This window comes from Polynucleobacter sp. JS-JIR-II-b4 (genome assembly GCF_018687815.1).
GTDB lineage: Bacteria > Pseudomonadota > Gammaproteobacteria > Burkholderiales > Burkholderiaceae > Polynucleobacter.
The window spans coordinates 167,483-192,975 of sequence record NZ_CP061306.1; the positions used below are offsets into that span (position 1 = coordinate 167,483).

Below are 25,493 nucleotides of genomic sequence, written 5' to 3' on the forward strand. Positions count from 1 at the left end.
TACCTTTGCAAATGCAGCCTTCATGAGTGATGAAGGTTACCAAGCTCCAAATCGATTCCTTATCTTGGGATTGGGCGAGTCTGGCGTAGCTATGGCGAAGTGGTGCCTACGAAATGGCGCCGAAGTCCGCTTAGCGGATACACGTGATCAAACCTCCTTTACTGTGCGTCAAAATGCTTGGCTGGAAGAGCTTCGGATTGCTGGCCTCAAAGATGTTTGTTTTGGTCCCCTGGATGAAAGCTTACTGAAGAATATTGACGTGATTGGTATTAGCCCGGGACTTTCTCCGGTGCAAGACCCAACCTATGCTTTCTTGGTTAAGGCTGAGCAGGCTGAAATCGATGTGTGGAGTGAAATTGAATTTTTTGCTCGCGCAATTTCTGCTTTAAGTCGTATGTCACAAGCGCAAGAGTTGAGTTATGCGGCTGCAGTACTGGCTGTGACTGGCACCAACGGTAAAACAACTACCACCGCATTAACCGGGCAACTCTGTGAGCGTGCTGGCAAGAAAGTTGCTGTTGCAGGAAATATTAGTCCTGCAGCATTAGACAAGCTCATGAGCTGCTTGGATATTGCCGATCAAATCGTAGATATGCCGGATGTTTGGGTCTTGGAGTTATCTAGTTTTCAGTTGGTTTACACCCACACCTTGAATGCTACAGCAGCAACGGTATTGAATATTACTCAAGACCATTTGGATTGGCACGGCGATATGCAAGCATATGCGCAAGCTAAGTCACGGATATTTGGTGTTGATACAGTATGCATTCTGAATCGTGATGATTCTCTTGTGATGGGATTATTGTCTGAAGAGCAAAAAGCAGAGAGAGCCATTGTGACCTTTGGCTCCAATCGCCCAGATGAGCAAGGCGCTTTTGGAATTGAGCACGACTTACGTGCGGGCGGAATTGATTGGCTGGTATGGGCTGAAGTAGATGAGGATGTTGAGCCCAAGCCTAAGCGTCGTCGTAAATCTGCAGTAGTAGAAGAGGATGAGCCATTACGACTAAAACGTTTAATTCCAGCTGACGCCTTAAGAATACGTGGCCGTCACAATGCATTAAATGCGCTAGCAGCCCTGGCCTTAGCGCGTGCTGCTAACTTACCCATGAACGCACTCTTACATGGCTTGCGTGATTACCATGGTGAGCCACATCGTGTACAAAGTATTGCGATTGTTAAAGATGTTGAGTACGTAGATGACAGCAAGGGCACTAATGTAGGTGCGACTGTCGCTGCATTAAATGGCTTAGGCAGCAACGAGTCTGGCAAGCGCATTTGGTTGATTGCTGGTGGTGATGGCAAAGGCCAGGATTTCAGTCCGCTACGCGAACCCGCTTTACGTTTTGTGAAGGGTGCTTTCCTAATCGGCAAAGATGGCGCTGCAATTGGTGAAGCTCTTGGCTCTGGAATTCAAAGCACAAATTGTGGCGATTTAATTTCTGCAGTTCAGGCTGCTGCCTCAAAAGCTGTATCAGGAGACTTGGTATTACTCTCACCAGCCTGTGCAAGCTTAGATCAGTTCCATGACTATGTTGAGCGTGCTCAAGTATTTGCTGCAGAGGTTGAAGAGCTAGGCATGCGCTTTGAAGGAGTCCAGGTATGAACTTAAAAGAAAAATTCTTTCCTGAAAATCGGCTTGGACTAAATCGCTTCTGGAATTTTTCAAGAGGCGGAATTGATAACTTCCGCACTGGCTTGCGAGATGCTGTTTCAGGCGTAGAACAAACCCGTTCCCGCATGATGGACTATGACCAGTTGCTCGTATGGGCAATTTTGTCGCTGATGTTAATTGGTTTGGTAATGGTGTACTCCGCTTCGATTACTTTGGCTGATGGACCAAAGTACGCAAATTACAGTAGTAACTTTTTCCTGATTCGTCACGTGATCTCTTTGTTGATTGCGATTGGTGTCGGTATCTGGGCTTTTAAGATCCCTACTAAGGTATGGGATCGTTATTCACCAGTCATTTTTGGGTTTACCGTTTTATTGCTGATCGCCGTTCTAATTCCTGGTGTAGGAAAGGGTGTGAATGGTGCGAAGCGTTGGATTCCTCTGGGATTGATGAATTTTCAGCCATCTGAGTTGATGAAATTTGCTGCTGTGATCTTTGCAGCAAGCTACACCGTTCAACGTCAGGAATATCTCCATTCCTTTGTGAAGGGCATGCTACCGATGGGTATTGCAGTTGCTCTGGTAGGCGGTCTATTGATGGCTGAGCCAGACATGGGCGCATTCGTAGTGGTTGCTTTGATTGCATTCGGCATTCTCTTTTTGGGCGGTATTAATGCCAAGTTATTTGGCGGCTTGATTTTGGTTGGGTTGATGAGTGGCGCAACGATGATTGCGCTCTCCCCATTCCGTCGCGGACGCATGCTAGCCTTTATGGATCCTTGGCAAGTAGATAACGCTGCTAATAAGGGTTACCAGTTAACACATTCATTGATGGCATTTGGTCGGGGCGAATGGTTTGGTACAGGACTTGGTGGTAGCGTAGAAAAACTGCACTACTTACCAGAAGCGCATACCGATTTCATCATGGCTGTGATTGGTGAAGAGTTGGGATTTGTTGGTGTGGTGGTGATGATCTTCTTGTTTTATTGGATCGTACGTCGTGCCTTCTTAATTGGCCGCACTGCTTTACAGCTAGATCGTAGCTTTGCAGGACTTGCAGCTAAGGGCGTTGCCATTTGGATTGGTTGGCAGGCTTTCATCAATATGGGTGTGAACCTTGGGTTGTTACCAACCAAAGGCCTGACTTTGCCATTGGTAAGTTATGGCGGCTCTGGAATTTTGATGAATGCGGTAGCTGTAGCAATGTTACTGCGCATCGATTTTGAAAATCGCATCCTCATGCGTGGAGGGAAGCTTTGACTAAACCCTCAATCTTAGTGATGGCTGGTGGTACTGGTGGGCATATCTTTCCAGGCCTTGCTGTCGCTGAATATTTGCGGATATGCGGTTGGAAGGTCTCTTGGTTAGGTAATCAAGCTGGCATGGAGTATCGCCTCGTAAAGTCTTGTGATTTTCCATTTGAGGCGGTCGAGTTCGGGGGCCTGCGTGGCAAGGGATTAAAAGCAAAGTTGATGTTGCCTATTAATCTTATGCGCGCTTGCCATCAAAGTTGGAAGATTATGCGACGCTTAAAACCAAATGTGGTTTTAGGTATGGGCGGTTACATTACTTTCCCTGGTGGTTTGGTGTCTAAATTATTGAAGCGCCCATTGGTCCTACATGAATCTAATTCGGTAGCTGGAAGTGCTAATCGTGCGCTAAGCAAAATTGCAATGCGAACTCTCACTGGATTCCCCAACACAATGGATCATGCAGAGTGGGTAGGAAATCCGATTCGGGAAGAGTTTGATCACATGCTAGCGCCTGCAGTACGTTATGACCAGCGCCAGGGGCCTTTATCTATCTTGGTGGTAGGTGGTAGCCTGGGTGCCGCTGCCCTTAATGAAAATATTCCGGCTGCCCTGGCATTAATTCCAGTAGAGTCACGTCCCAAAGTAATTCATCAGGCAGGCGACAAGCATTTAGCAGATCTACAGAAGCGATATGCCGATTTAGGTGTAATGGCAGATATTCGTCCCTTCATTGATGACATGCCATCTGCATATTCACAGGCCGATTTGGTTATTTGCCGTTCAGGCGCCATGACAGTTTCTGAAATAGCAGCTTGTGGTATCGCCTCTTGCCTTATTCCATTCCCATTTGCGATTGATGATCATCAAACTGCGAATGCACAGTTTTTGGCGAATACGAATGCAGCAATTTTGTTACCGCAACCATTACTAAACCCGCAAGATTTAGCAATGATGATTCAGAACTTTAATCGCAAAGAATTAAAAGAGATGGCATTACGTGCGCATGCTTTAGCAAAACCACGCGCTACCCAGCGTGTAGCTGAGGTATGTGCAGATTGTGCGGGAGTAGGAATATGAAGCATATCGTTCAGCAAATTCACTTTGTCGGTATCGGTGGTGCTGGCATGAGCGGCATCGCTGAAGTGCTATTGAACTTGGGTTACCAAGTGTCAGGGTCAGACTTAGCAGATGGTGCAGTCACTAAACGACTTAGAGATTTGGGTGCAGTCATTCATATTGGGCATGACCCCAAAAATATTGGTACAGCAGAGGCGGTAGTGATTTCTACTGCTGTTGCAGGCAATAATCCAGAGGTTTTGGCAGCACGCGCGGCGAAGGTACCAGTGATTCAGCGCGCAGTCATGTTGGGTGAGTTGATGCGCCTGAAGCAGGGTATTGCAATTGCTGGCACACACGGCAAAACAACTACTACCAGCTTGGTTGCATCCGTTTTGGCTGAAGGTGGTCTAGATCCCACATTTGTGATCGGCGGCAAACTCAATTCCGCAGGTGCTAATGCGCGCTTGGGGCGTGGAGATTTTATTGTGGTTGAGGCGGATGAGTCAGATGCCTCTTTCTTGCAATTATTTCCAGCCATGGAAGTAGTAACGAATATTGATGCTGATCATATGGATACCTATCAGCATGATATGGCTCGATTGAAACAGGCATTTGTTCAGTTCATTCAGCGTATGCCTTTTTATGGTGTAGCAGTACTTTGTATTGATGATGCTAATGTGCGTGACATTATTCCATTTGTATCTCAGCCAGTACTTCGATATGGTATTTCGGAAGATGCAGATATTCGTGCAAGTAATGTTCGTGCGGATGGTACTCAGATGCACTTCACGGTTGACCGTCGTACTGTGCGTAGGCATGGCAATAAACCGGGTCCATTAAACATCACCCTGAATTTACCGGGCTTACATAACGTCCGTAATGCCTTAGCCGCTATTGGCATAGCAACAGAGTTGGGTGTGGGCGATGAAGCAATTACCAAAGCGCTGTCTGAGTTTGGTGGTGTTGGTCGTCGCTTCCAGCGTTATGGAGAGATTCCTTTGGCTGCTGGTGGTAGCTTTACCTTGATTGATGATTATGGCCATCACCCAGTAGAAATGGCTGCAACCTTAGCTGCAGCAAGAGGTGCCTTCCCAGATCGTCGCTTGGTATTGGCATTCCAGCCCCATCGCTTTACTAGGACGCGAGATTGCTTTGGTGAGTTTGTACAAGTTCTCAAAAATTTTGATGCTTTAGTGTTGACTGATGTGTATCCAGCAGGCGAAGCAAAAATTCCAGGGGCTGATAGCAAGAGTTTGATGAAGGCCGCTATCGCTGAAGACAAAAATTCCAAAGCCTTATTAGATTCGAGCGCAGTTGCTTATGCTGCAAGTGTTGCAGAGATGCCAGAAAAGTTAAGTCAAGTTCTAAAAAATGGAGATGTATTAATTACGATGGGTGCGGGATCAATTTCTGCTTTGCCACATACGTTGTCGGAGGCGAAGCATGTCTAAGGTAGGTGCTAATTTGATTTCCTGGGGTGACCGCGTTAAGTCGAGCTTGGCTAGCTTAGATCCTAAGTCCTTAGGTCGGGTTGGTGTTTTGTTCGGCGGTAAATCTGGTGAAAGAGAAATCTCTCTCATGTCCGGTAATGGCGTATTAGAAGCTTTACGCTCAAAAGGAGTTGATGCCCACGCCTTTGATACTGGTTTACGTTGTCCCACTGAGTTAGCAAAAGAAAACTTCGATCGTGTATTTATTTCTTTACATGGTCGTTTTGGTGAAGACGGAACCATCCAAGGATTGCTGGAGTTGTTAGGGTTACCTTATACCGGTAGTGGTGTTTTGGCCTCTGCTCTAGCAATCGACAAAATTGTTACTAAGCAAGTCTGGATTAGTAATGGACTCGCCACTCCTGAATATGAAGAACTCACTGCTGATAGCGACTGGAATGCAGTTGTGGAACATCTGGGCTTGCCTTTGATTGTGAAGCCTGCGCATGAGGGATCCTCTTTAGGCTTAACAAAGGTAAAGTCAGTAGACGAGTTGCCAGCTGCATATAAGCTTGCTGCTGGGTTGGATAAAAAAGTGATTGCAGAGACTTGCATCATTGGTGATGAGTTAACTTGTCCGCTAGTTAGTCAAGGCAAGATGGCTGAAGCTTTACCAGTGATCAAAATTATTCCACCACAAGCAAATTACGATTTTCATAATAAATATTTCTCTGATGAAACTCAGTACTTATGTCCTACTGGGCTTGCACCTGAGGTGAATGCCGCTGTTCAGGAGTTGGCCTTGGCGGCATATAAAGCCTTAGGTTGTCGTACATGGGGGCGTGCCGATGTGATGCTGGATCAAAAGACCGGCAAGCCTTACTTGTTAGAAATGAATACCTCCCCTGGGATGACGTCTCACTCTTTGGTGCCAATGGCCGCCAAGGCTGCTGGTATTGAGTATGCAGATCTAGTGCTTTGGTTGCTCAGTCAAACGTTGCAGCAAAAAGAGGGTGCTGCTGCATGAGTAACTTCATGGACCGCTTCGGTGAAATTTTCTCTATGTTGATGTCTCCTCTTTGGAATCATTCAGAGCGGATGGAGAAGTTGAGTCGTTTCCTGATTCGCTGCTTTGTGGTGATGCTCGTCATTGGTATTTTGGTTTGGCTAAGTCAGCGACCTGTTTTCGCTTTGAAGCAGATCCAGATTGAACCAGTTGCTGGCCAAACGTTGAAACACATTAACAAGCCCATTGTTAAGCAACAAGTTTTAGAAACGGTACAGGGTAATTTCTTCAGCGTTCGCTTAGAAGATGTGAAGCGAGGCTTTGAAAGTATGCCTTGGGTGCGACATGCCAATGTTCGTCGTGTTTGGCCAAATGGTTTGGTGGTGAGTATTGAAGAGCAGAAGCCTTTTGGGACTTGGGGTGGCGCCGAGAGTCACACCCTAATGAATACCCATGGCGAGCTCTTTGCTGGACGCGTTACTGAGGTGAGTGAGGATGTACGTTTAGTCGACTTCTCTGGCCCTGAAGATGCCGGTAAAGAGGTGATGAGTCTTTATGAAAAAGCCAACAATTGGTTTAAGCCATGGGGTGCAGAAGTCACTAGCCTTGCTCTGACTGAGCGTTACGCATGGCATGTCAAGCTCTCAAACGGAATGAAAGTAGAGTTTGGCCGCGATGAAGAAAGCTCCGATAAAAATTTAACGGAAGAACGTGTGGCGCGTTTATTTAAATATTGGCCACAAGTACAAGAGAAATGGGCGAATCGAGTAGATGCAGTCGATTTGCGATATGCAAATGGTTTTGCGGTTCATCTTGCTTCTGCAAGTTTGAAAAAGAATGAAGTAGATGGCAAAAAAAGTGAGCTGAAGCAATGAGGAATGGTAATGAGTAAAGACAATCGCGATATTTTGGTTGGTTTAGATATTGGAACTTCCAAGGTTGTTGCCTTGGTTGCTGAGTTAGCTCCTGATGGTCAATTCAACGTTGTGGGTGTTGGTCAAACGGCATCTAAAGGATTAAAGAAGGGTGTTGTAGTCAATATTGAGGCAACTGTTCAGTCCATTCAGAAGGCGCTTGAAGAGGCTGAAGTGATGGCTGATCGCCAGATTGTGCAAGTCTTTACAGGAATTGCTGGTAATCACATTGTGAGTTTTAACTCGAGCGGTATGGTTGCAATACGCGATAAAGAAGTGGGCTCTGGTGATGTCGAGCGCGTACTGGAAACGGCAAAAGCAATCAATATTCCAACAGATCAACAGATTCTGCACATCTTGGTTCAAGAATTCATTATTGATGGTCAAGAAGATGTGCGCGAACCAATTGGCATGAGCGGTCTTCGCTTAGAGGTGAAAGTCCATATTGTTACTGGCGCTGTAAGTGCTGCTCAAAATATTGTGAAGTGCGTACGCCGTTGTGGCCTCGAAGTTAACGATCTCATCTTGCAGCCTTTAGCCTCAAGCTTAGCGGTATTGACCGAAGATGAGAAAGAGCTTGGTGTGGTGTTGGTAGATATTGGCGGTGGTACAACCGATATTGCAATTTATTGCCAGGGTTCGATTCGTCACACAGCAGTGATTCCAATTGCCGGTGATCAAATTACGAATGACATTGCGATGGCATTGCGTACACCAACAATTGATGCCGAAGATTTGAAAATTGCGCATGGTATCGCTCGTCAAGAGATGGCTGATCCAACTGCGATGATTGATGTTCCCGGTGTCGGTGACCGTGAGCCACGTCCAATGTCTAAGCAAGCTTTGGCAGCAGTAATTGAACCGCGTGTTGAAGAGTTATTCACGCTGGTAAGAGGCGTAGTTCGTGACTCCGGTTACGAAGATATGGTTTCTTCCGGAATTGTTTTAACAGGTGGCACTGCATTAATGCCGGGCATGGTGGAGTTGGCCGAACAAGTCTTCTTGAGGCCTGCCCGTATCGGTACCCCTGAATACCGTGGCCATCTCCATGAAGTCTTACGTAGTCCCAGATATGCCACCAGCATTGGTTTGCTGATGGAAGGTCAAGCGCAGTTATTGCGCGGCCGTCGTGTTTCTCAATCAGGCGCGTTGCAAGGTGTTATATCGCGCATGAAGGAATGGTTTGCAGGAAATTTTTAAGTTTTTTTCGTCGTCGTCAATGTAGTACGTATTTACCTAGGAGGGTATATGGAATTTGAAATGTTAGATCAAGAAACAGCTGGCAAGACCATTATTAAAGTGGTTGGAGTCGGTGGCGCTGGTGGCAATGCTGTCCAGCATATGATCCGTCGCGGTGTTAATGGCGTAGAGTTCATTTGCATGAACACCGATGCTGGCGCTTTACAGCGTTCTGAGGCATCTGTGAATTTGCAACTGGGTTCTAGCGGATTAGGCGCTGGTGCCAAACCAGAGATCGGCGCAGCTTCTGCTGAAGAAGCACGTGCTCGCATTGCCGATACATTGCAAGGCGCACACATGGTGTTCATCACTGCTGGTATGGGTGGTGGCACAGGAACTGGAGCGGCCCCAATCGTGGCTCAAGTAGCTAAAGAAATGGGCATTTTGACTGTTGGTGTCATTAGTAAGCCATTTGACTTTGAGGGCGTGAAGCGCTTGAAGGTTGCTGAGAATGGTGCTGCAGAGCTCGAGTCATATGTAGATTCATTGATTGTTGTACTCAATGAAAAACTCTTTGAAGTGATGGGTGAAGATGCTGAGTTCGATAAGGCATTTGCTTGTGCTGATGATGTGTTGCATAACGCGGTTTCTGGTATTGCAGAAATCATCAATGTTCAAGGTTTGATTAACGTTGACTTTGAAGACGTTAAGACAGTCATGGGCGAGCAGGGTAAAGCCATGATGGGAACAGCAACTGTTTCTGGTATGGATCGTGCACGTTTGGCTGCTGAAGCTGCTGTTGCTTCACCATTGCTCGAAGGCGTAGATCTATCTGGCGCACGTGGCGTATTGGTAAACATTACAGCCAGCCGTTCATTGAAGTTGTCTGAGACTCGCGAAGTAATGGCTGCGATTCGTGGCTACGCTGCGGATGATGCAACTGTCATCTTCGGTACCGTATATGACGAGAGCTTAGGTGATGCTTTGCGTGTAACTGTAGTTGCTACTGGCTTGAATAATCCTCAAGCACGTAAAAATAATCAGCCTGAAGTAGTTTGGAGACAAGCCACTGGTACGCATGATGCAATGCCAACAATGGCGGATCTCAATAGCTTTGCCCCTGCTAGCGCGTCAGCAGCAATGAGTAAGGTAAGTGTGGATTCTGCTTTAAGTACTAGCGCAGGTTTGGCTCTCACTGGAACAGGTAGTGCTCCAGCAATGGCAACTCAACCGGCAAGTACTGGTGTTGACTATAGCCAATATGATTTGCCGCGGGTTTTTCGTAGCTCTCGTGAAGCGACTCCTGCGCCTACATTAGGTGCGGATAGCTCTCCTCAGGCTAAATCCATGTTGGACAAAGGGGCTGATTACTATGAAATTCCAGCCTTTTTACGTAAACAAGCAGATTAATTAACTGCTTAATACAATAGGTAATTGCGAAATGCCAGCGCGGCGCCCCTCCGGACGACGAATCCCGCGCTTGCGTTGGCATGCTTACTAACAATTATTTATTGGAGATGTCATGATTGCTGTTGGACAAAAATTACCGAACGCTACTCTTTATGAATTTATGAATGAAGAGACTGAAGGCTGCTCCTTAGGGCCAAATGCTTTTGAAGTTGAAAAGCTGGTAGCTGGAAAAAAGATTGTGTTGTTTGCATTGCCTGGCGCGTTTACACCAACTTGCTCTGCAAAGCACGTACCTGGTTACGTTGAGCACTACGATGCGATTAAAGCTAAAGGTGTTGACGAGATTTGGTGTGTTTCTGTAAATGACCCGTTTGTGATGGGCGCATGGGGACGCGATCAAAAGGTTGGCAAAAAGATTCGCATGTTAGGTGATGGCAGTGCTGAGTTCACCAAAAAGCTTGGTTTGGAGCTGGACCTAACCGCTCGTGGTTTTGGTGTTCGCTCAGATCGTTATGCCATGATTATTGAAGATGGTGTGGTCAAGTCATTAGACCGCGAAGCTCCAGGTAAGTTTGAAGTAAGTGATGCTGCTTCTATTTTGAAAAAGCTTTAATTCAAACCCTTATATAACAAATATCCCCTGAATTTAGAAATCCAAACATGATGAAGCAACGCACTATCGCCACTCCGGTTAAAACCGTGGGGATTGGCTTGCACTCTGGTCGCAAGGTGACGATTTCTATCAAGCCTGCACCAATAAATTCAGGGGTTCAGTTTGTTCGGGTAGATACGCCTGAGCAGTCAGTCGTACCGGCAACTGCTTTAGCTGTATGTGACACAAGATTAGCCTCTGTTATTCAGAAGGATGGTGTACGTGTTTCTACCGTTGAACATCTGCTTTCAGCCTGCGCGGGTCTTGGGCTTGATAATTTATTGATTGAACTTGATGGTGAAGAAGTGCCCATCATGGATGGTAGCGCTGCTTCATTCTTATTCTTAATTGAATCTGCTGGTATTGCAGAACAAGATGCGCCACGTCAATTTTTGGTGATTAAAAAACCAGTAGAAGTTCGTGAAGGCGACAAGCTTGCTCGCTTAGAACCTTTCTTTGGATTTAAGTTGGATTTCACAATTGACTTCAAGCATCCAGCTGTAGATAAAACTGGCCAGCGGTTTGTGGTGGATTTTGCAGAGCAAGCCTACCGTAGTGAAATTGGGCGCGCCCGCACTTTCGGTTTTGCTCATGAAGTAGAGGCATTGCGCGAAATGGGTTTGGCACGCGGTGGCAGTTTAGATAACGCGATTGTTTTAGATGAGCACCGCATTCTAAATAATGAAGAGCTTCGTTATGAAGATGAATTTGTCCGTCACAAAATCCTCGATGCAATCGGTGACTTGTATTTGATTGGCCATCCGATTGTGGGGGCTTATGTTGCTGAGAAATCAGGTCACGCCCTCAACAACGCACTTTTACGTAAGCTTTTGGAAGACCCAAGTTCTTATGAAATCAGCTCTTTTGCTGAAAATAAGGCTCCAGGCGCCTACTCTCAAGAAAGTCAGCCCCTCTTTTTCTAAGGGCGCTGAAGTAGTTTTGAGCTACTTTGGTTTATTTTTCAGCAGCTTCTCAATGGAAGAGCGTAAACCAGAGTCTGGACCTAACCTTTCCAATAGGGATTCCCAGGATTTTTTGGCAACCTCATTTAATCCTCTTGGCTTCTCGCGCTGATCTTGGCGAGGCTTAACTTCCCAGCTGGGCGGAGCAGGTTTAACTCGTACTTTGATTGCCTTACAAGCCAACCCAGATTTACCTAACTCATTGATTAGACTGGGTAATATTTGCTGCAAGCGGCTGGCAATGCTGGCGCTACTGACCAGTAAAAATAGCTCATCTTGCGAGCCAGAACGCCAACCAGCTTCAATTTTTGGGCTCAGATGGTCTAAATCAAGTTTCGTCAGGGCTGAGTTAATGATTGTCTTGAGTTTGGCTAGATCTTCGGTTTTAGCCAAAATTCCCCCAAGACCATCGGATTCACGTAGGTAATCCATCCAGTCATGAGCTGTGGGCTTGCGGGATGATTTAGGGCTAAAGTTCATAAAAAATAGGGTTGCGGGTGATAAACTCAAGGACTTAATTTTCTTCAATATCCCATGGTAATCGGTCTTCTTAAAACCCTGGTCGGCAGTCGTAACGACCGCCTCTTAAAACAGTATCGCAAAGTCGTTGCTAAGGTCGTCACTTTTGAGGCGAGCCTGCAATCTTTGGATGATTCTGCACTTGCTGAAAAAACTGCAGAATTCAAGTCACGCCTTGCCGCTGGAGAGTCCTTAGATGACATCGCTGCAGAAGCATTTGCGGTAGTTCGAGAGGCTAGTACACGCGTTATGAAGATGCGCCACTTTGATGCGCAGATTCTGGGTGGTCTAGCCTTGCATCAAGGCAAGATTGCCGAGATGGGTACAGGCGAAGGAAAAACCCTAACAGCTACTCTTCCAGTCTATTTGAATGCTTTGACTGGTAAAGGTGTTCATGTTGTTACGGTGAATGATTATTTAGCACAACGTGATGCCGAATGGATGTCCAAGTTGTATAACTTCTTGGGCATGAAGGTGGGTGTGAACCTATCTCAAATGGACCACACTACTAAGCAAGAAGCTTATGCCGCTGATATTACTTACGGCACCAATAATGAATTTGGTTTCGATTACTTGCGCGACAACATGGTTCAGGATTTGGATCAGCGCGTGCAACGCGGTTTAGCTTATGCAATCGTTGACGAAGTCGACTCCATTCTGATTGATGAGGCTCGCACGCCATTAATCATTTCAGGTCAGGCTGAAGATCACACGGATCTCTATATCAAGATTAATGCTTTACCATCTCATTTAGAGCGTCAAATTGGCGAAGAGAAGGCAGATGGTTCGGGTGTTGAGAAGCCAGGCGACTACTGGGTGGATGAGAAGTCTCAGCAGGTGTATTTGACTGAACAGGGTCATGACAAGGCTGAGTCTGTATTGGTTCAATTGGGTGCGCTCAATGATGGTGACTCTCTTTACGCGCCACAAAATATTACTTTGATGCATCACGTGTACGCTGCTCTGCGCGCACACACTCTCTATCACCGCGATCAACAATACGTTGTTCAGGGTGGCGAAGTCATCATCGTGGACGAATTTACTGGCCGCTTAATGCAGGGTCGTCGTTGGTCTGATGGATTGCATCAAGCTGTAGAAGCTAAAGAAGGTGTGCAGATTCAGAATGAGAATCAAACTTTAGCGACAATTACTTTCCAAAATTATTTCCGCATGTATGGCAAGTTAGCCGGCATGACTGGTACTGCCGATACTGAGGCGTATGAATTTAAAGAAATCTACAACTTGGAAACAGTTGTGATTCCGCCAAATCGTATTAGCCAAAGAAAAGATAAGCAAGATCAGATCTATAAGTCATCTCGCGAACGCTATGACGCGGTGATTAAAGATATCGAAGATTGTTATGAACGTGGCCAGCCAGTATTAGTGGGTACCACTTCGATTGAAAACTCTGAGTTGATTGCGAATCTATTAGATCAGCGCAAATTACCACACCAAGTTTTAAATGCAAAACAGCATGCTCGTGAAGCAGAAATTATTGCTCAAGCTGGTCGGCCAAAAATGATCACGATTGCTACTAATATGGCAGGCCGTGGTACTGATATCGTGCTTGGCGGCAACGTCGGCAAGCAGTCTTCTTTGATTGAGGCTGATAGCGCTCTAGCTGATGGTGATAAATCAGTCAAAATTAAGCAGCTGCAGGACGAGTGGCAAAGCATTCATGACCAAGTACTCACTGCGGGTGGTTTACATATCATTGGCACCGAGCGACACGAAAGTCGTCGTATTGATAACCAGTTAAGAGGCCGTTCGGGCCGCCAGGGTGATCCTGGCTCTTCTCGCTTCTACCTTTCATTAGATGATCCGCTGCTACGTATCTTTGCAGGCGATCGTTTACGTTCCGTCATGGAGCGTCTCAAGATGCCCGATGGTGAGCCGATTGAAGCGGGCATGGTGACGCGCTCAATTGAGTCTGCTCAACGCAAAGTTGAAGGCCGCAACTTTGATATTCGTAAGCAATTGCTGGAATATGACAACGTTGCTAATGATCAGCGTAAAGAAACTTACCGCCTCAGAAATGAAGTGCTTGAGAGTGCTGATATTGGTGAGTTAATTGCCAATTTGCGCGAAGATGTTTTGCGTTCTGTTTGCTCAGTTTATGTTCCGCTGGAGTCTATGGAAGAGCAGTGGGACCTAGTTGGATTGGAAAATGTCTTAGCCAGTGAGTGGGGCCTCACAATTGACCTCAGAAATTGGGTTGAAGGTGCAGATACTGTAGATGACGCGGAAATCGTTGACCGTGTATTGCAGGCCGCTAAAGAAGCTTACGATGCAAAGGTCGAGCTCTCTGGGCGTGAATCATTTGCAGGTTTTGAGCGCTCCGTGCTTCTGTATAGCTTGGATAGTCACTGGCGTGAGCATTTGGCTGCTTTGGATCATTTGCGTCAGGGTATTCATTTGCGTGGTTATGCGCAGAAAGATCCTAAGCAAGAGTACCGCCGTGAAGCATTTGAGCTGTATGGTGAATTACTCAATGTCATCAAAAATGACGTTGTGAAAAACATCATGACGGTTCAGATTCGAAGCGCAAGCGAATTGGATCAGGCTTCGGAATCCATGAATGAAGATCTGGCAAAACTTTCAGATGTTCAATATCAACATGCTGATTCCGAAAAGGAAGTAGCAGGCTCAACCGGTGATCACGGTGCTGCAGTGGATATTCAGCCAGCCCCTCTTCGCGCTAGCCCAAAGGTAGGTCGAAATGATCCTTGTACCTGTGGTAGCGGAAAGAAGTATAAAAACTGCCACGGCGCGCTAGCTTAGATTTTTTAATCTTCACGCGACACTGCTTAAATGGCTCAGATTTATCTGAGCCATTTTTCTTGGTGGAATCCCTAATAATTTAATACCCCTAGAGACCCTGAGATCTGTCATGATTTGTAGGTGCAAAAACATTTGCTTTGTCTGCAAAATCTCAAATTTAACTAAGGGGGCGTTATGGCCGTGTCTTTTACTCTCAATGGTAAAGCTGTTAATTTCGATGGAGATCCTGAAACGCCAATTCTCTGGGTCTTACGAGACCATTTAGATGTCACGAGTCCAAAGTATGGCTGTGGCGCAGGACTTTGTGGTGCATGCACCGTTCATTTAGAAGGTGCTGCCATCCGTTCTTGCTCTACCCCTGTATCTGCTGCTGGAGGAAAAGCGGTCACCACTCTCGAAGGCTTAACAGCAAAGGTTGGAAAAGCGCTTCAAGATGCCTGGATCGAGTTCGATGTACCTCAGTGTGGATATTGTCAGACTGGGCAAATGATGTCTGCAGCCGATTTATTGGCAAAGAAAAAACAGCCAAGTAGTGATGATATTAAAAATGCCATGAGCGGAAATATTTGTCGCTGCGGTACCTATTCCCGCATCGAAAAAGCAGTCAAACGTGCTGCAGATAAATTGGCATAAGGGGCAAGAATCACATGAAAAATCAATCTTTAAAAAGTAATAGCCGTCGTCAATTTATTCAGCAAAGCGCTGCTCTTGGGGGCGCTTTTGTTATTGGGATGCATCTTCCAATGACAAGTGAAGCTGCTGTAGGGGATGCTGCAAAGCCCGCCTTAGCAAACGCTTGGGTACAAATTACCCCTAATAATCAAATTACGCTCATTTGTGCCCGCTCAGAAATGGGTCAGGACGTATATACCTCTTTGCCAGCTTTGCTAGCTGAGGAATTAAATTTACCTCTCTCAATGATTCAGGTGCAGATTGCTGGAGTTGCCCCTGTTTACATCAATGCAATGTTGGGTGGTCAAATTACTGGAGGCTCTACTTCAGTTCGTGAAGCCTTCGATAAATTAAGAACTGCTGGAGCTGCAACTCGTATGGTCTTAATTCAGGCTGCAGCTCAACGTTGGAACGTGTCAGCTGCCGACTGTAAGGCTATGAATGGCAAGGTAATGCATTCAAGTGGCAAGTCAGCTACCTACGGAGAATTGGCTGCAGATGCAGCTAAGTTACCTCTTCCAGAAAAACCAGCCCTAAAGTCGCCTGCGAATTTTATGGTGATCGGCAAAGAAACAATGCGTCGCTTGGATACACCAAGTAAAGTTGCTGGCAAAGCAGTTTATGGAATTGACGTCAAGATTCCGGGTATGGCAATTGCATCCTTAGCGCAATGCCCTGTTATTGGAGGTACGCCTACATCCTTTGATGCTTCCGCTGCAATGAAGGTATCTGGAGTGATTAAAGTTGTCCAGATTTCGGATGGTGTTGCAGTATTGGCTAAGGATTTTTATACCGCGCGCAAGGCTAGGGATGCGTTAAAGATTACCTGGAACGAAGGCTCTAATGCGAACCTGAGTAATGCAGTTGTTCGTAAGTCATTGGAGGATGGTTTATCTAAAAAAGGGGCTGTGATTAAAACAGTGGGTGATTCCAATGCTGCCGTTGTAAATGGTAAGCCGCTGAGTGCCCAATACTTTTTACCGTACTTAGCCCACTCCACTATGGAGCCTGTGAACTGCTCTGCTGATGTATCTAATGGCAAGTGCAGAATTATTGGCCCAATTCAGTTTCAGCAAGGTGGGCAGGCTGTGGCTGCAGCTGCGGCTGGCGTTAAGCCAGAAGATGTCACGATTGAAACCACATTCCTGGGCGGGGGGTTTGGTCGCAAGTTGGAGCTGGACTTTATTCGTCAGGCTACTGAAATTTCTAAAGCGGCTGGAATGCCAGTTAAGATGCTCTGGACCAAGGAAGATGACATTACTCATGACTTCTATCGTCCTATGAGTATTCATAAAGTGGATGGAGTCTTGGGCGCCAATGGCCAGTTGGCTTCCTTGAAAGCCAAAATGGTTTCTCAGTCAGTGACAGCACGAGCCTTTCCTGGTTTTGTGAAGGATGGCTTTGATCCATTCATGGTGGAAGGCTCGAACAATATTACTTATGAGATTCCCAATCTAGAAATTACTAACGTGATTACGGATACTGGACTTCGAGTGGGTTATTGGCGCTCAGTCAGTAATGCGCTCAATGCATTTGCGATTGAAAGTTTTGTGGATGAAGCCGCTAAAGCTGCCGGAAAAGATCCTGTTGCATATCGGATGGCATCTTTAAGTAAGCACCCTCGAGCAAAAGCTGTTCTTGAGTTGGCGGTGAAAAAGTCTGGATATGTTCCAGGCAGCAAGCGTTTTGGTGTTGCACAGATGGAGTGTTATGACACTTATTCTGCTTGCATACTTGAATTGGATCCTGCTGCTAAGGAGACCAAGGTTAAGAAAATTACGTTCGTTTCTGATTGCGGAATTACAGTGCACCCTGATCAAGCAAGAGCACAGCTCACTGGTGGTGTGATTTACGGCTTGAGTGCAGCCTTGAGCAATGAAATCACGATTGAGAATGGCCGAGTCCAGCAGAATAACTTCAACAACTATCCTAGCTTGCGACAAAATCAAGTGCCAGTAGTTGAGGTGCATTTGGTGCCAAGTCAGGAGAAGCCGGGTGGTTTGGGTGAGGTTGGAGTGCCTTTAGTGGCCCCAGCTCTAGTAAATGCAATCGCCGCAGCAACTGGCAAGCGGATTCGGGAGTTGCCAATCAAGGCATAGTATCTGTAATGGGGTTTAACCAATAAAGCGCGCCCAGAAGGTGCGCTTTATTTTTAAGCCTCATCTACAATTATCAGACTATGACTGTTAACTTACCCCTCCCCCAAAAAGCCGAACTAAAGCCTATTAAAGGTTTTGAGATGGGCATCGCCGAAGCTGGTATTAAGAAGGCAAACCGTAAAGATTTATTGGTGATGACTTTAGCGCCTGGTTCCCAGGTTGCTGGTGTTTTTACTCTAAATCGTTTTTGCGCTGCTCCAGTACAAGTTTGTCGCGAACATTTGGCGCAAGAGGGTCGTAATGGTGAAATTCGAGCCCTTGTAGTGAATACCGGTAATGCTAATGCTGGGACTGGCGAATCTGGCATGAAACACGCATTAGAAACTTGCGCAGCGTTAGCCAAAGATCTGAAGATTCATCCAGAGCAGATTCTGCCTTTTTCAACCGGCGTGATTCTTGAACCGCTCCCGATTGAGAAAATTATTAGCGCTTTGCCAAAGGCAGTGGCAAACCTTAGCGAGGACAATTGGTTTGATGCGGCTGAAGCCATCATGACCACGGATACTCAGCCTAAAGCTACTTCAGCAACTGTACAAACACCTGCAGGATTGGTGACCATTACTGGTATCTGTAAGGGCGCTGGCATGATTCACCCCAATATGGCAACCATGTTGGGATTTATTGCTACTGATGCTGGATTTGCACCTGGCCTATTAAGTGGTCTTACTCGTGAGATAGCGGATCTTTCATTTAATGCGATCACTATTGATGGTGATACATCCACTAATGACTCTTTCATCATTATGGCGACGGGTCAGTCATCAGTGCAAATTCAATCGGCGAACGATCCTAGTTATGTGATCTTACGAGATGCATTAATTGCCTTAGCTAGAAAGCTAGCGCAAATGATTGTGCGCGATGGCGAAGGTGCAACCAAATTTATGACGATCGAAGTGCTTGGTGGTAAGACTTCTGAGGAGTGCCGCTTGGTTGCTAAGGCAGTTGCCCATTCCCCTTTAGTCAAAACCGCTTTCTTCGCTAGCGACCCTAATTTAGGTCGCATCCTGGCAGCGATTGGCTATGCGGGTATCGCTGATTTAGATGTGAATCGCGTACAAATGTGGCTAGGCGATGTTTGGGTTGTTAAAAATGGTGGACGCAATCCTGACTATCTCGAGGCTGATGGTCAGAGGGTCATGCAGGCCCCGGAAATCACCGTCAAGATTGACTTGGGCCGCGGCAACGCTACACAAACTATGTGGACTTGTGACTTGTCGCATGACTATGTATCTATTAATGCAGATTACCGCTCATAAAAGACTATCCGAAATATGAATGATAAATTAGACCGTCTTTTAGACCATCTTGACACTTTTTTACCGAAGCCCTTAACCGAGGAACAGTGGAAATCTTCTACTGCATATAGATGGCGTCGACGCGATAGTATCTTTGGCAGCATTGGGTTTTTGCGGCCTGTAAAGTACGTTGCAGATATTACTTTTGAGGATTTACAGAATATCGATCGTCAGCGTGATGCCATCCGCGATAACACCAAAAACTTTATTCAGAAAAAGCCTGCTAATAATATTTTGTTGACTGGTGCCAGGGGAACTGGAAAGTCCTCATTGATCAAAGCGAGCTTGCATGAGTTTGCCAGCCAAGGCTTGCGCCTGGTTGAGGTTGAGAAAGAGCATTTGGCTGATTTAGCAGACATTACTGAGCTTTTAGCTGAGCGTTCAGAGCGCTTCATTATTTTTTGCGATGACCTCTCCTTTGAGGAAGGTGAATCCGGCTATAAGGCGATGAAATCAGCCTTAGATGGCTCTGTTTCTGCGCAAGTCGACAATATTTTGATTTATGCCACCTCTAATCGCCGTCATTTATTGCCTGAGTATATGAAGGATAACGAGACCTACGTTCATAACGACGATGGTGAAATTCATCCTGGTGAAGTGGTTGAAGAAAAGATTTCTTTATCAGAGCGCTTTGGTCTTTGGTTGTCTTTTTACCCGCCAAAACAAGATGAGTATTTGGCGATCGTGGCGCATTGGTTGCAGCATTTTGGTTTAAGTGCTGCGCAAATTGAAGCGGCGCGTTCAGAAGCTTTGGTCTGGGCATTGGAGCGTGGCTCACGCTCAGGTCGCGTTGCTTGGCAATTCGCTAAGCATTGGGCTGGTTCAAAAGCTTAAGATCTTTTTGATGAGTGAAATCAAGCGCCCAGTTACTGAAGTGGCAGCAGGAATCTTGCTGGATTCTGATGGCCGCTATCTTTTAGGGCAGAGACCTGAAGGCAAACCCTACGCTGGTTATTGGGAAGTTCCAGGTGGAAAAATCGAAAAAGGGGAAACTGTTTTCGAGGCACTGAAGCGTGAACTTCAAGAAGAGCTTGGCATTGATATTCAATCTAGTGAGGAGCTTACCGTTCTAGAGCATGATTATCCTCACGCCTATGTTCGCTTGCATGTGAGCATTATTCGCGATTGGAGAGGAGTTCCGAAAGGCTGTGAGAATCAAGCCTTATCCTGGGAGTTGCTGGCTGCAGAAAAGCCTAGCGTTGAACCTTTGTTGCCGGCCGCTTGGCCTATGCTGGAAAGGCTAAGAGTCCTTTTGACTTAGAACTGGCAGAGGGTGAGTTTGAATGACACATCAGCATTCACCAACTGTGCTTTTTTATCGCGCTCAGACTTTAAGAAGCGCACTGAGAGTAAATATTTATTTGCACTAATCTCAGAAAACAAAGCATCATCTTCTACGGCAATACGCATTAACTGATACACCTTGCCGGATGGAGCTTGCTGAAAAGATCCATTGTGTGCGACCACATCTTTAGCCTCGCCTGATTGACGTAAAAGTCGTAAAAATAATTGGCATGCCTCATGCCATGGCAAGAGCGGCCCAACATATTTTTCAAGCAACTCACGTCGCTCAGATGATGGACTATTTTTCCAGGCATGATAGCTAGGCAAATCAATTGGACTGGTACCGCCTGGAATATTTAATCTGGTGCGAATCGCATTTAACCATTCACTTTCAGTAATCACAGAGTTGGGTCTGCCGGTTGATTGATTAATACTGCTAGCAACGGAATCAATTTCTGAAAGAGTTTGTGTCAGCGCCTCTTGATCAACTTTTTGTGACGACTTTAATCCATTGAGTGCATATTTTTGACGCTCAAATTCTTTAAGTAGTAAAGACTTGATATCACCGCGTGCACCGATGTCACCAAGATCAAACAAAACAGAGATGGCATTGTGGTGCAACTCTGGGTCATCAGAGCGGACAAAGTGGTTGAAGCGGGCGAACAAATACTCCAGTCGAAGCATGCTTCGAACTAATTCGTTAAAGGGGTATTCGTAGACAATCACAAGCCCATATTCTATGACGAACTGGTGCGATCTTTCTGAATCTGTAAGATTTTTTGGTTCAACTTTAAAACTTCAGTTTTTAAGTTCTCGAGAGAGCCCTGATTTTCAATGACCATATCCGCCCTGGCAATACGCTCTTCTCGGCTAGCTTGAGCCCTCAGAATTCTCTCAACCTCGTTTCGGGGTAATTTGCTGCGGTGCATCACACGATCAATTTGAGTTTCCTCTGGACAGTCCACTACTACGAGGTAGTCCAAAAGATGAGCCCAATTACCTGATTCAATCAACAGAGGCACTACAAAAACAAGGTAAGGCACCTTATCTTCTATGAGCTGTTTGGCTTGCCGAATGGTTTCTTCCCTTATAAGGGGGTGGGTAATTGCTTCCAGAGACTTTCTAGCTTCGGGATTGGCAAAGACCAATGTACGCATCCTGACTCTATCTAGCGCCCCGCTTGAATCAACAAACTCAGAGCCAAATTGCTTTTGAATGAAGGGGATAGCCACTCCATTTGGGGCGGTGATCTGATGGGCGATGAGATCGGTATCGACAATGCCTGCGCCTAGTTGAGCGAGCTGATCACTCACAGCGGTCTTTCCTGAGCCAATGCCACCAGTAAGACCTACAAAGGGTACATGCCCTTTGAGGATGCCTAGACCAGCTTGCTCAGAAGAAGGATTTGTAGGGTTTGTGGCCATAACAGCTCAATGATGCCAGCAATAGCTAGAAAAGGGCCAAATGGAAAAGCTGAGCGATGATTTTGTTTATTCCACTGCAGCCAGATAATGCCGCCAATCAGTCCGGTCAGGGATGCCATTAGCAAAATACCGGGTAATGCAAACCAGCCAAGCCAAGCACCCAAGGCTGCCAATAGTTTGGCATCACCCATTCCAATCCCATCTTGCTTTTTGACCGTTCGATAAAGAAGGTTGAGAAGCCAAAGACAGGAGTAGCCTAGGATCGCTCCAATGATCGCGTCTTGAGAAGAGATAAAGCGTTGATTTGAAAGGCTGTTAAATAAGAGGCCCAGCAAGATGAGCGGTAAGGTGATGACATCAGGCAAACGAAAGGTGCGCAAATCGTAATACGCTAAGTACACCAAGATTGCTATCAGGTAAATTCGGATCCAGTCGAGCAAAATAAAATTACCCATTAAACAATCTGTCCTAGGTTAAAGATGGGGAGATATAAGATTATGACCAGACTTCCAATAATGAGTCCAACGATAATGATTAACAAGGGCTCCAAGCTTTGGCTTAGGGTATTTAAGCGATTGCTTAATTGAGAACTCAATATTGATGCGCGCTTTTGTAGCATTTCAGCGAGCGCACCACTTTCAGATCCTATTCGTAAGAGCTGCAATGTTTCCTGATCAAATAGTAGGTGCTTGGGATCTGCTTTTGTTATGGCATCTCCGAGTGACCAGCCGCGAGTGAGGTGTTTGAATATATCAGCGCTGAAATCATGGCTGAGCCAGTGGTTAGATGATTGTGCGGTAACTCTCAATGCATCTGGAAGGGGTAATCCAGACTTGAGGAGATGGCCCAATGTCCGACACCAGTAGGTAAGTGTTGCTAATCTGAGAAGCTGGCCAATCATCGGTATAGAGAAGCTCAGTCGATCACAATATTTTTGAATTTTGGGGATCCTGGACCAAGCAAGGCTAAAGAGCACAGCAAAGCCAATGAGGGCTATCACTATTTCAAGGTAGAAGGCTTCAAACCATGAGGATGCTTGAATTAACACTTTAGTCGGGGCTGGCAACTCCGCTTGAAAATGAGCAAAAACATCCTTAAAGACGGGCACAACCCAAATCATCATCACTATCACTAGAAGGCAAGAGCTAGTAAGAGTGATGGCGGGATAACTCATTGCCTGTTGAATTTTTCGACGCAATTCAATTTGGGCTGCCAGTTGCTGGCAAATGGTTTTTAGTGCCAGATGAAAGTCGCCAGTACGCTCACTGACGCGTATGAGATTAATAAATTCCATAGAAAATAGATTTCCTTGGGCACGCAAGCATTGAGAAAAACTTTCGCCCTTTTTGAGCTGGGTGTGAATGTTAGTCACCCAATGAATCCAGGCCTTTGGGGCGGTTGAATAAATGAGTTCAATCGCATTGAGGAGTGGTAGGCCTGCCTCTAGCAATGTCACAAGTTGCTCGGCAAAATGAAGTTGGTTCTGCTTGCTTAACGCCATGTGCCCACTTCTGCATCTAAAGCTGTTTGATTAATAAGGCCTGCTTGCATATGAATTAATCCGGCATCTCGCATGCTGACGTAAGAGGTGGATGAGTCAAGCAAATGGGTTTTGCTTAGCACTTCATGAACTCCAATGCGCCCAAGGTAGCCGCTGCCTTTGCAGAATGAACATGGCACGTTATTTTTCATCTTAAATCCAAGACATTGAGCGCAGGTTTTACGAACGAGACGCTGTGAGCTGACACTTAAGAGACAGGACTCCAGAGATTGTTGATCTACTCCTAGATGGCTAAGTCTAGGAACTGCTCCACAAGCATTGCGGGTATGCAAGGTGCTGAGAACAAGATGCCCAGTTTGAGCCGCCTGAATAGCAAGCTGAGCTGTAGCGGCATCGCGGATTTCTCCAATCATGATGACATCCGGATCTTGTCGAAGAAGGGCGCGAATGATCGTTGGAAAATCCAAACCTGCCCGCGGGTGATAGGCCACTTGGTTGACTCCAGCAAGACGAATTTCAATGGGATCTTCGATCGAGCAAAGATTACGATGATTTTGATTGAGCTGACGCAGGCAGCTATAGAGCGTTCGAGTCTTGCCACTGCCAGTCGGACCGGTCACTAGGATCAGCCCGTTGGATTGAGCAAGGGCTTGCTGGAATATCTCGAGTTGTTCCGAGAGCAGGCCAATGTCTTGAAGATCAAGCTCTTCTAGGCAACTGGGCAGTATGCGCACAACGGCCTTTTCTCCATGAAGAGTTGGCAAGATTGAAACCCGGCAATCAATATTGGGCTTAGAAAAGTTATGGCCAATGCAAAGTCGTCCATCTTGCGGCAGGCGTTTTTCTGCAATATCTAAGCGCGCCAGAACTTTGATGCGTGTGATGAGGCGGTCATGAAATTCAATCGGGTAATACGACTGTATTTGTAGCAGGCCATCGACCCGAATACGAATGAGTGTGGCTTGAGCCCCAGCCTCTATATGAATATCACTCGCTCTAGCATCTAGGGCATTTGTAGCGATTTCATACCAAGTGCGAATAATTAGTGAGTCATCAGCGGCAACGCTCAATCTTGTTCTTGAGTCCGAATGGCGGGACGATAAAGCTTCACTGTTTTAACACCATGTTCGTCAAATTGAACGATTTCCATGACGATGCCAGCAATGCGAATGCTGACATCATGATCGGGGATAGCCTCGAGTTTTTCGAGAATGAGCCCGTTTAAGGTACGCGGACCATCTAAGGGGAGGTCGAGGTTGAGTAAGCGATTGAGATCTCGTAATGAGGCGCCACCTGTTGCTATATAGGTTCCATTCGGGAGCCAATGGGGATCGGTTGAGAGGTTGGAGAAGGAGGTCGTAAATTCACCAATGAGTTCCTCCACAATATCTTCAAAAGTGACTAGTCCTAATACTTCACCATATTCATTGACAACCAAACTTAAGCGCTGTTGGTTATCTTGGAAAAATTGCATTTGCTGCAATACAGGGGTGCTACTGGGGATGAAGTAAGGCTCGTTTAATAACACCCTAAAGTCTTCATGCTTAAGGTCGGTATCGCCCAGCAAGGACAAGGCCTTTTTGACAGGAAGGATCCCGACAATGCGCTCAGAGTCACCATCGCAAACGGGTAATTTGTTGTGATAGCAAGTCTCCAATTGTTGGACTACTTCATCAATAGGCCTTGAGAGATCCAAAACCTCAATCTTGGACCTGGGTGTCATCACATCATCAACGGTAATGTTTTCCAAGTTGAATAAGTTGAGCAGGATGTTGCGATGATGATTGGAGACAAAACGATTTGACTCCAAAACGAGGCTGCGTAACTCTTCTTTACTCATAGCCCTGCTATCAGTGGAGGATTGCAGGCCAGACACTTTCATAAGGCCAGAAACAAAGTTATTGATAAACCAAAGCAGCGGTTTCAATACAAAAGTGAGGGGCAAAATAAACCAGCCAACATTGGAGGCAATCTTTTCTGGAAAAGCGGCGCCAATGACTTTCGGAGTAATCTCGCTAAAAATGATGATGAGAAGCGCAACAACTAAAGTGGCAATAGAGAGTACGAAACCACTATCACCAAAAATATGCAGAGCAATCCCCGTAACCAGAATAGGAAGAACGGTATTGATCAGGTTGTTCGAAATCAGTAGCACCGACAACAATGAATCAATGCGCTTTAGAAGTCTCTCAGCTAGCGCTGCACCGGCATTGCCACCATTGGCCATTGCACGTAGACGGTGACGATTGGAGGACAGCATGCTGGTTTCTGCCATCGAGAAAAAACCAGAGAGTGCAAGTAAAAATAGGACTAGAGCAACTTGGCTATAAAACGGCCAATCGTCAAAAAAGGTGTCCATGAGGTCTGCCTGAAAAAAGT

General features: G+C 46.1%; 23 protein-coding genes. 16 read left to right on the forward strand and 7 right to left on the reverse strand.

Features of this window, described 5'->3' with window-relative positions:
• Window positions 1–22 precede the first annotated feature (22 nt).
• The 10 genes from murD to lpxC all read left to right on the forward strand — a co-directional run bounded on the left by murD (window position 23) and on the right by lpxC (window position 11,440).
• A complete protein-coding gene (gene murD, locus ICV90_RS00950) occupies window positions 23–1,606 on the forward strand; it encodes a UDP-N-acetylmuramoyl-L-alanine--D-glutamate ligase (protein WP_215360281.1) in 1,584 nt (527 codons plus the stop codon).
• Window positions 1,603–2,874, forward strand: a complete 1,272-nt coding sequence (ftsW, locus tag ICV90_RS00955) for a putative lipid II flippase FtsW (protein WP_215358917.1) — start codon at window positions 1,603–1,605, stop codon at window positions 2,872–2,874. The genes murD and ftsW overlap by 4 nt, the downstream gene beginning before the upstream one ends.
• Before the next feature lie 20 nt (window positions 2,875–2,894).
• Window positions 2,895–3,944 (forward strand): undecaprenyldiphospho-muramoylpentapeptide beta-N-acetylglucosaminyltransferase, encoded by a 1,050-nt coding sequence (gene murG / locus ICV90_RS00960; protein ID WP_215360283.1) that lies wholly within the window; start codon window positions 2,895–2,897, stop codon window positions 3,942–3,944.
• Window positions 3,941–5,377, forward strand: coding sequence for a UDP-N-acetylmuramate--L-alanine ligase (murC, locus tag ICV90_RS00965; protein WP_215358918.1), 1,437 nt, complete (start codon window positions 3,941–3,943; stop codon window positions 5,375–5,377). The genes murG and murC overlap by 4 nt, the downstream gene beginning before the upstream one ends.
• Window positions 5,370–6,383 carry a D-alanine--D-alanine ligase gene (locus tag ICV90_RS00970; RefSeq protein ID WP_215358919.1) on the forward strand — a complete coding sequence of 338 codons (1,014 nt, stop codon included), beginning with the start codon at window positions 5,370–5,372 and terminating at the stop codon, window positions 6,381–6,383. Before murC ends, ICV90_RS00970 begins: the two co-directional genes overlap by 8 nt.
• A complete protein-coding gene (locus ICV90_RS00975; protein ID WP_215358920.1) occupies window positions 6,380–7,237 on the forward strand; it encodes a cell division protein FtsQ/DivIB in 858 nt (285 codons plus the stop codon). Before ICV90_RS00970 ends, ICV90_RS00975 begins: the two co-directional genes overlap by 4 nt.
• A gap of 9 nt (window positions 7,238–7,246) precedes the next feature.
• Window positions 7,247–8,476 carry a cell division protein FtsA gene (ftsA, locus tag ICV90_RS00980; protein WP_215321364.1) on the forward strand — a complete coding sequence of 410 codons (1,230 nt, stop codon included), beginning with the start codon at window positions 7,247–7,249 and terminating at the stop codon, window positions 8,474–8,476.
• Between the two features lie 48 nt (window positions 8,477–8,524).
• A complete protein-coding gene (gene ftsZ, locus ICV90_RS00985) occupies window positions 8,525–9,865 on the forward strand; it encodes a cell division protein FtsZ (protein WP_215358921.1) in 1,341 nt (446 codons plus the stop codon).
• Between the two features lie 112 nt (window positions 9,866–9,977).
• A complete protein-coding gene (locus ICV90_RS00990; protein WP_215321366.1) occupies window positions 9,978–10,478 on the forward strand; it encodes a peroxiredoxin in 501 nt (166 codons plus the stop codon).
• Between the two features lie 47 nt (window positions 10,479–10,525).
• A complete protein-coding gene (gene lpxC, locus ICV90_RS00995) occupies window positions 10,526–11,440 on the forward strand; it encodes a UDP-3-O-acyl-N-acetylglucosamine deacetylase (protein ID WP_215358922.1) in 915 nt (304 codons plus the stop codon).
• A gap of 21 nt (window positions 11,441–11,461) precedes the next feature.
• On the opposite strand, the gene ICV90_RS01000 is transcribed toward lpxC, so the two are convergent.
• Entirely contained in the window at window positions 11,462–11,989 is a 528-nt protein-coding gene (locus tag ICV90_RS01000) for a hypothetical protein (protein ID WP_251367754.1), read from the reverse strand.
• A 24-nt stretch (window positions 11,990–12,013) separates the two neighbouring features.
• Between ICV90_RS01000 and secA the strand changes: the two genes are divergently transcribed.
• From secA to ICV90_RS01030, 6 genes are all read left to right on the forward strand, one after another.
• Window positions 12,014–14,779, forward strand: a complete 2,766-nt coding sequence (secA, locus tag ICV90_RS01005; protein ID WP_215358923.1) for a preprotein translocase subunit SecA — start codon at window positions 12,014–12,016, stop codon at window positions 14,777–14,779.
• Between the two features lie 174 nt (window positions 14,780–14,953).
• Window positions 14,954–15,412, forward strand: coding sequence for a (2Fe-2S)-binding protein (locus ICV90_RS01010; protein WP_215358924.1), 459 nt, complete (start codon window positions 14,954–14,956; stop codon window positions 15,410–15,412).
• A gap of 14 nt (window positions 15,413–15,426) precedes the next feature.
• Window positions 15,427–17,550, forward strand: coding sequence for a molybdopterin cofactor-binding domain-containing protein (locus ICV90_RS01015; RefSeq protein WP_215358925.1), 2,124 nt, complete (start codon window positions 15,427–15,429; stop codon window positions 17,548–17,550).
• A gap of 80 nt (window positions 17,551–17,630) precedes the next feature.
• On the forward strand, window positions 17,631–18,866 hold the full coding sequence (argJ, locus tag ICV90_RS01020) for a bifunctional glutamate N-acetyltransferase/amino-acid acetyltransferase ArgJ (RefSeq protein WP_215358926.1): 1,236 nt from the start codon (window positions 17,631–17,633) through the stop codon (window positions 18,864–18,866).
• Window positions 18,867–18,881: 15 nt separating this feature from the next.
• Entirely contained in the window at window positions 18,882–19,739 is an 858-nt protein-coding gene (locus ICV90_RS01025) for an ATP-binding protein (protein ID WP_215358927.1), read from the forward strand.
• Window positions 19,740–19,749: 10 nt separating this feature from the next.
• Window positions 19,750–20,166 carry an NUDIX domain-containing protein gene (locus tag ICV90_RS01030; protein ID WP_215358928.1) on the forward strand — a complete coding sequence of 139 codons (417 nt, stop codon included), beginning with the start codon at window positions 19,750–19,752 and terminating at the stop codon, window positions 20,164–20,166.
• Here ICV90_RS01030 and zapD read toward each other — a convergent pair.
• Genes zapD through ICV90_RS01060 form a run of 6 tightly spaced genes read right to left on the reverse strand, consistent with a single transcriptional unit; the run spans window position 20,163 to window position 25,473 of the window.
• Window positions 20,163–20,915 (reverse strand): cell division protein ZapD, encoded by a 753-nt coding sequence (zapD, locus tag ICV90_RS01035; protein WP_215358929.1) that lies wholly within the window; start codon window positions 20,913–20,915, stop codon window positions 20,163–20,165. The two genes, ICV90_RS01030 and zapD, sit on opposite strands and share 4 nt — an antisense overlap.
• Window positions 20,916–20,926: 11 nt before the next feature.
• Window positions 20,927–21,613, reverse strand: coding sequence for a dephospho-CoA kinase (coaE, locus tag ICV90_RS01040; protein ID WP_215358930.1), 687 nt, complete (start codon window positions 21,611–21,613; stop codon window positions 20,927–20,929).
• Window positions 21,568–22,068 carry an A24 family peptidase gene (locus tag ICV90_RS01045; protein WP_215358931.1) on the reverse strand — a complete coding sequence of 167 codons (501 nt, stop codon included), beginning with the start codon at window positions 22,066–22,068 and terminating at the stop codon, window positions 21,568–21,570. The genes coaE and ICV90_RS01045 overlap by 46 nt, the downstream gene beginning before the upstream one ends.
• Window positions 22,068–23,114 (reverse strand): type II secretion system F family protein, encoded by a 1,047-nt coding sequence (locus ICV90_RS01050; RefSeq protein WP_215358932.1) that lies wholly within the window; start codon window positions 23,112–23,114, stop codon window positions 22,068–22,070. Before ICV90_RS01050 ends, ICV90_RS01045 begins: the two co-directional genes overlap by 1 nt.
• Complete coding sequence (locus ICV90_RS01055; RefSeq protein ID WP_215358933.1) at window positions 23,105–24,184, reverse strand: GspE/PulE family protein; 1,080 nt, start codon at window positions 24,182–24,184, stop codon at window positions 23,105–23,107. Before ICV90_RS01055 ends, ICV90_RS01050 begins: the two co-directional genes overlap by 10 nt.
• Window positions 24,181–25,473, reverse strand: a complete 1,293-nt coding sequence (locus ICV90_RS01060) for an HlyC/CorC family transporter (protein ID WP_215358934.1) — start codon at window positions 25,471–25,473, stop codon at window positions 24,181–24,183. The genes ICV90_RS01055 and ICV90_RS01060 overlap by 4 nt, the downstream gene beginning before the upstream one ends.
• Window positions 25,474–25,493 lie beyond the last annotated feature (20 nt).

What these genes read in the sequence shown, in the direction of transcription:
- murC (WP_215358918.1), top strand. Translation starts at nt 3,941, where the DNA reads ATGAAGCATATCGTTCAGCAAATTCACTTTGTCGGTATCGGTGGTGCT.
- ICV90_RS00975 (WP_215358920.1), top strand. Translation starts at nt 6,380, where the DNA reads ATGAGTAACTTCATGGACCGCTTCGGTGAAATTTTCTCTATGTTGATG.
- ftsA (WP_215321364.1), top strand. Translation starts at nt 7,247, where the DNA reads ATGAGTAAAGACAATCGCGATATTTTGGTTGGTTTAGATATTGGAACT.
- ftsZ (WP_215358921.1), top strand. Translation starts at nt 8,525, where the DNA reads ATGGAATTTGAAATGTTAGATCAAGAAACAGCTGGCAAGACCATTATT.
- ICV90_RS01045 (WP_215358931.1), bottom strand. Translation starts at nt 22,068, where the DNA reads ATGGGTAATTTTATTTTGCTCGACTGGATCCGAATTTACCTGATAGCA.
- lpxC (WP_215358922.1), top strand. Translation starts at nt 10,526, where the DNA reads ATGATGAAGCAACGCACTATCGCCACTCCGGTTAAAACCGTGGGGATT.
- ICV90_RS01060 (WP_215358934.1), bottom strand. Translation starts at nt 25,473, where the DNA reads ATGGACACCTTTTTTGACGATTGGCCGTTTTATAGCCAAGTTGCTCTA.
- secA (WP_215358923.1), top strand. Translation starts at nt 12,014, where the DNA reads ATGGTAATCGGTCTTCTTAAAACCCTGGTCGGCAGTCGTAACGACCGC.
- ICV90_RS01015 (WP_215358925.1), top strand. Translation starts at nt 15,427, where the DNA reads ATGAAAAATCAATCTTTAAAAAGTAATAGCCGTCGTCAATTTATTCAG.
- ICV90_RS01010 (WP_215358924.1), top strand. Translation starts at nt 14,954, where the DNA reads ATGGCCGTGTCTTTTACTCTCAATGGTAAAGCTGTTAATTTCGATGGA.
- coaE (WP_215358930.1), bottom strand. Translation starts at nt 21,613, where the DNA reads ATGGCCACAAACCCTACAAATCCTTCTTCTGAGCAAGCTGGTCTAGGC.
- ICV90_RS01025 (WP_215358927.1), top strand. Translation starts at nt 18,882, where the DNA reads ATGAATGATAAATTAGACCGTCTTTTAGACCATCTTGACACTTTTTTA.
- murD (WP_215360281.1), top strand. Translation starts at nt 23, where the DNA reads ATGAGTGATGAAGGTTACCAAGCTCCAAATCGATTCCTTATCTTGGGA.
- murG (WP_215360283.1), top strand. Translation starts at nt 2,895, where the DNA reads ATGGCTGGTGGTACTGGTGGGCATATCTTTCCAGGCCTTGCTGTCGCT.
- ICV90_RS00990 (WP_215321366.1), top strand. Translation starts at nt 9,978, where the DNA reads ATGATTGCTGTTGGACAAAAATTACCGAACGCTACTCTTTATGAATTT.
- ICV90_RS00970 (WP_215358919.1), top strand. Translation starts at nt 5,370, where the DNA reads ATGTCTAAGGTAGGTGCTAATTTGATTTCCTGGGGTGACCGCGTTAAG.
- ftsW (WP_215358917.1), top strand. Translation starts at nt 1,603, where the DNA reads ATGAACTTAAAAGAAAAATTCTTTCCTGAAAATCGGCTTGGACTAAAT.
- ICV90_RS01030 (WP_215358928.1), top strand. Translation starts at nt 19,750, where the DNA reads ATGAGTGAAATCAAGCGCCCAGTTACTGAAGTGGCAGCAGGAATCTTG.
- argJ (WP_215358926.1), top strand. Translation starts at nt 17,631, where the DNA reads ATGACTGTTAACTTACCCCTCCCCCAAAAAGCCGAACTAAAGCCTATT.
- ICV90_RS01050 (WP_215358932.1), bottom strand. Translation starts at nt 23,114, where the DNA reads ATGGCGTTAAGCAAGCAGAACCAACTTCATTTTGCCGAGCAACTTGTG.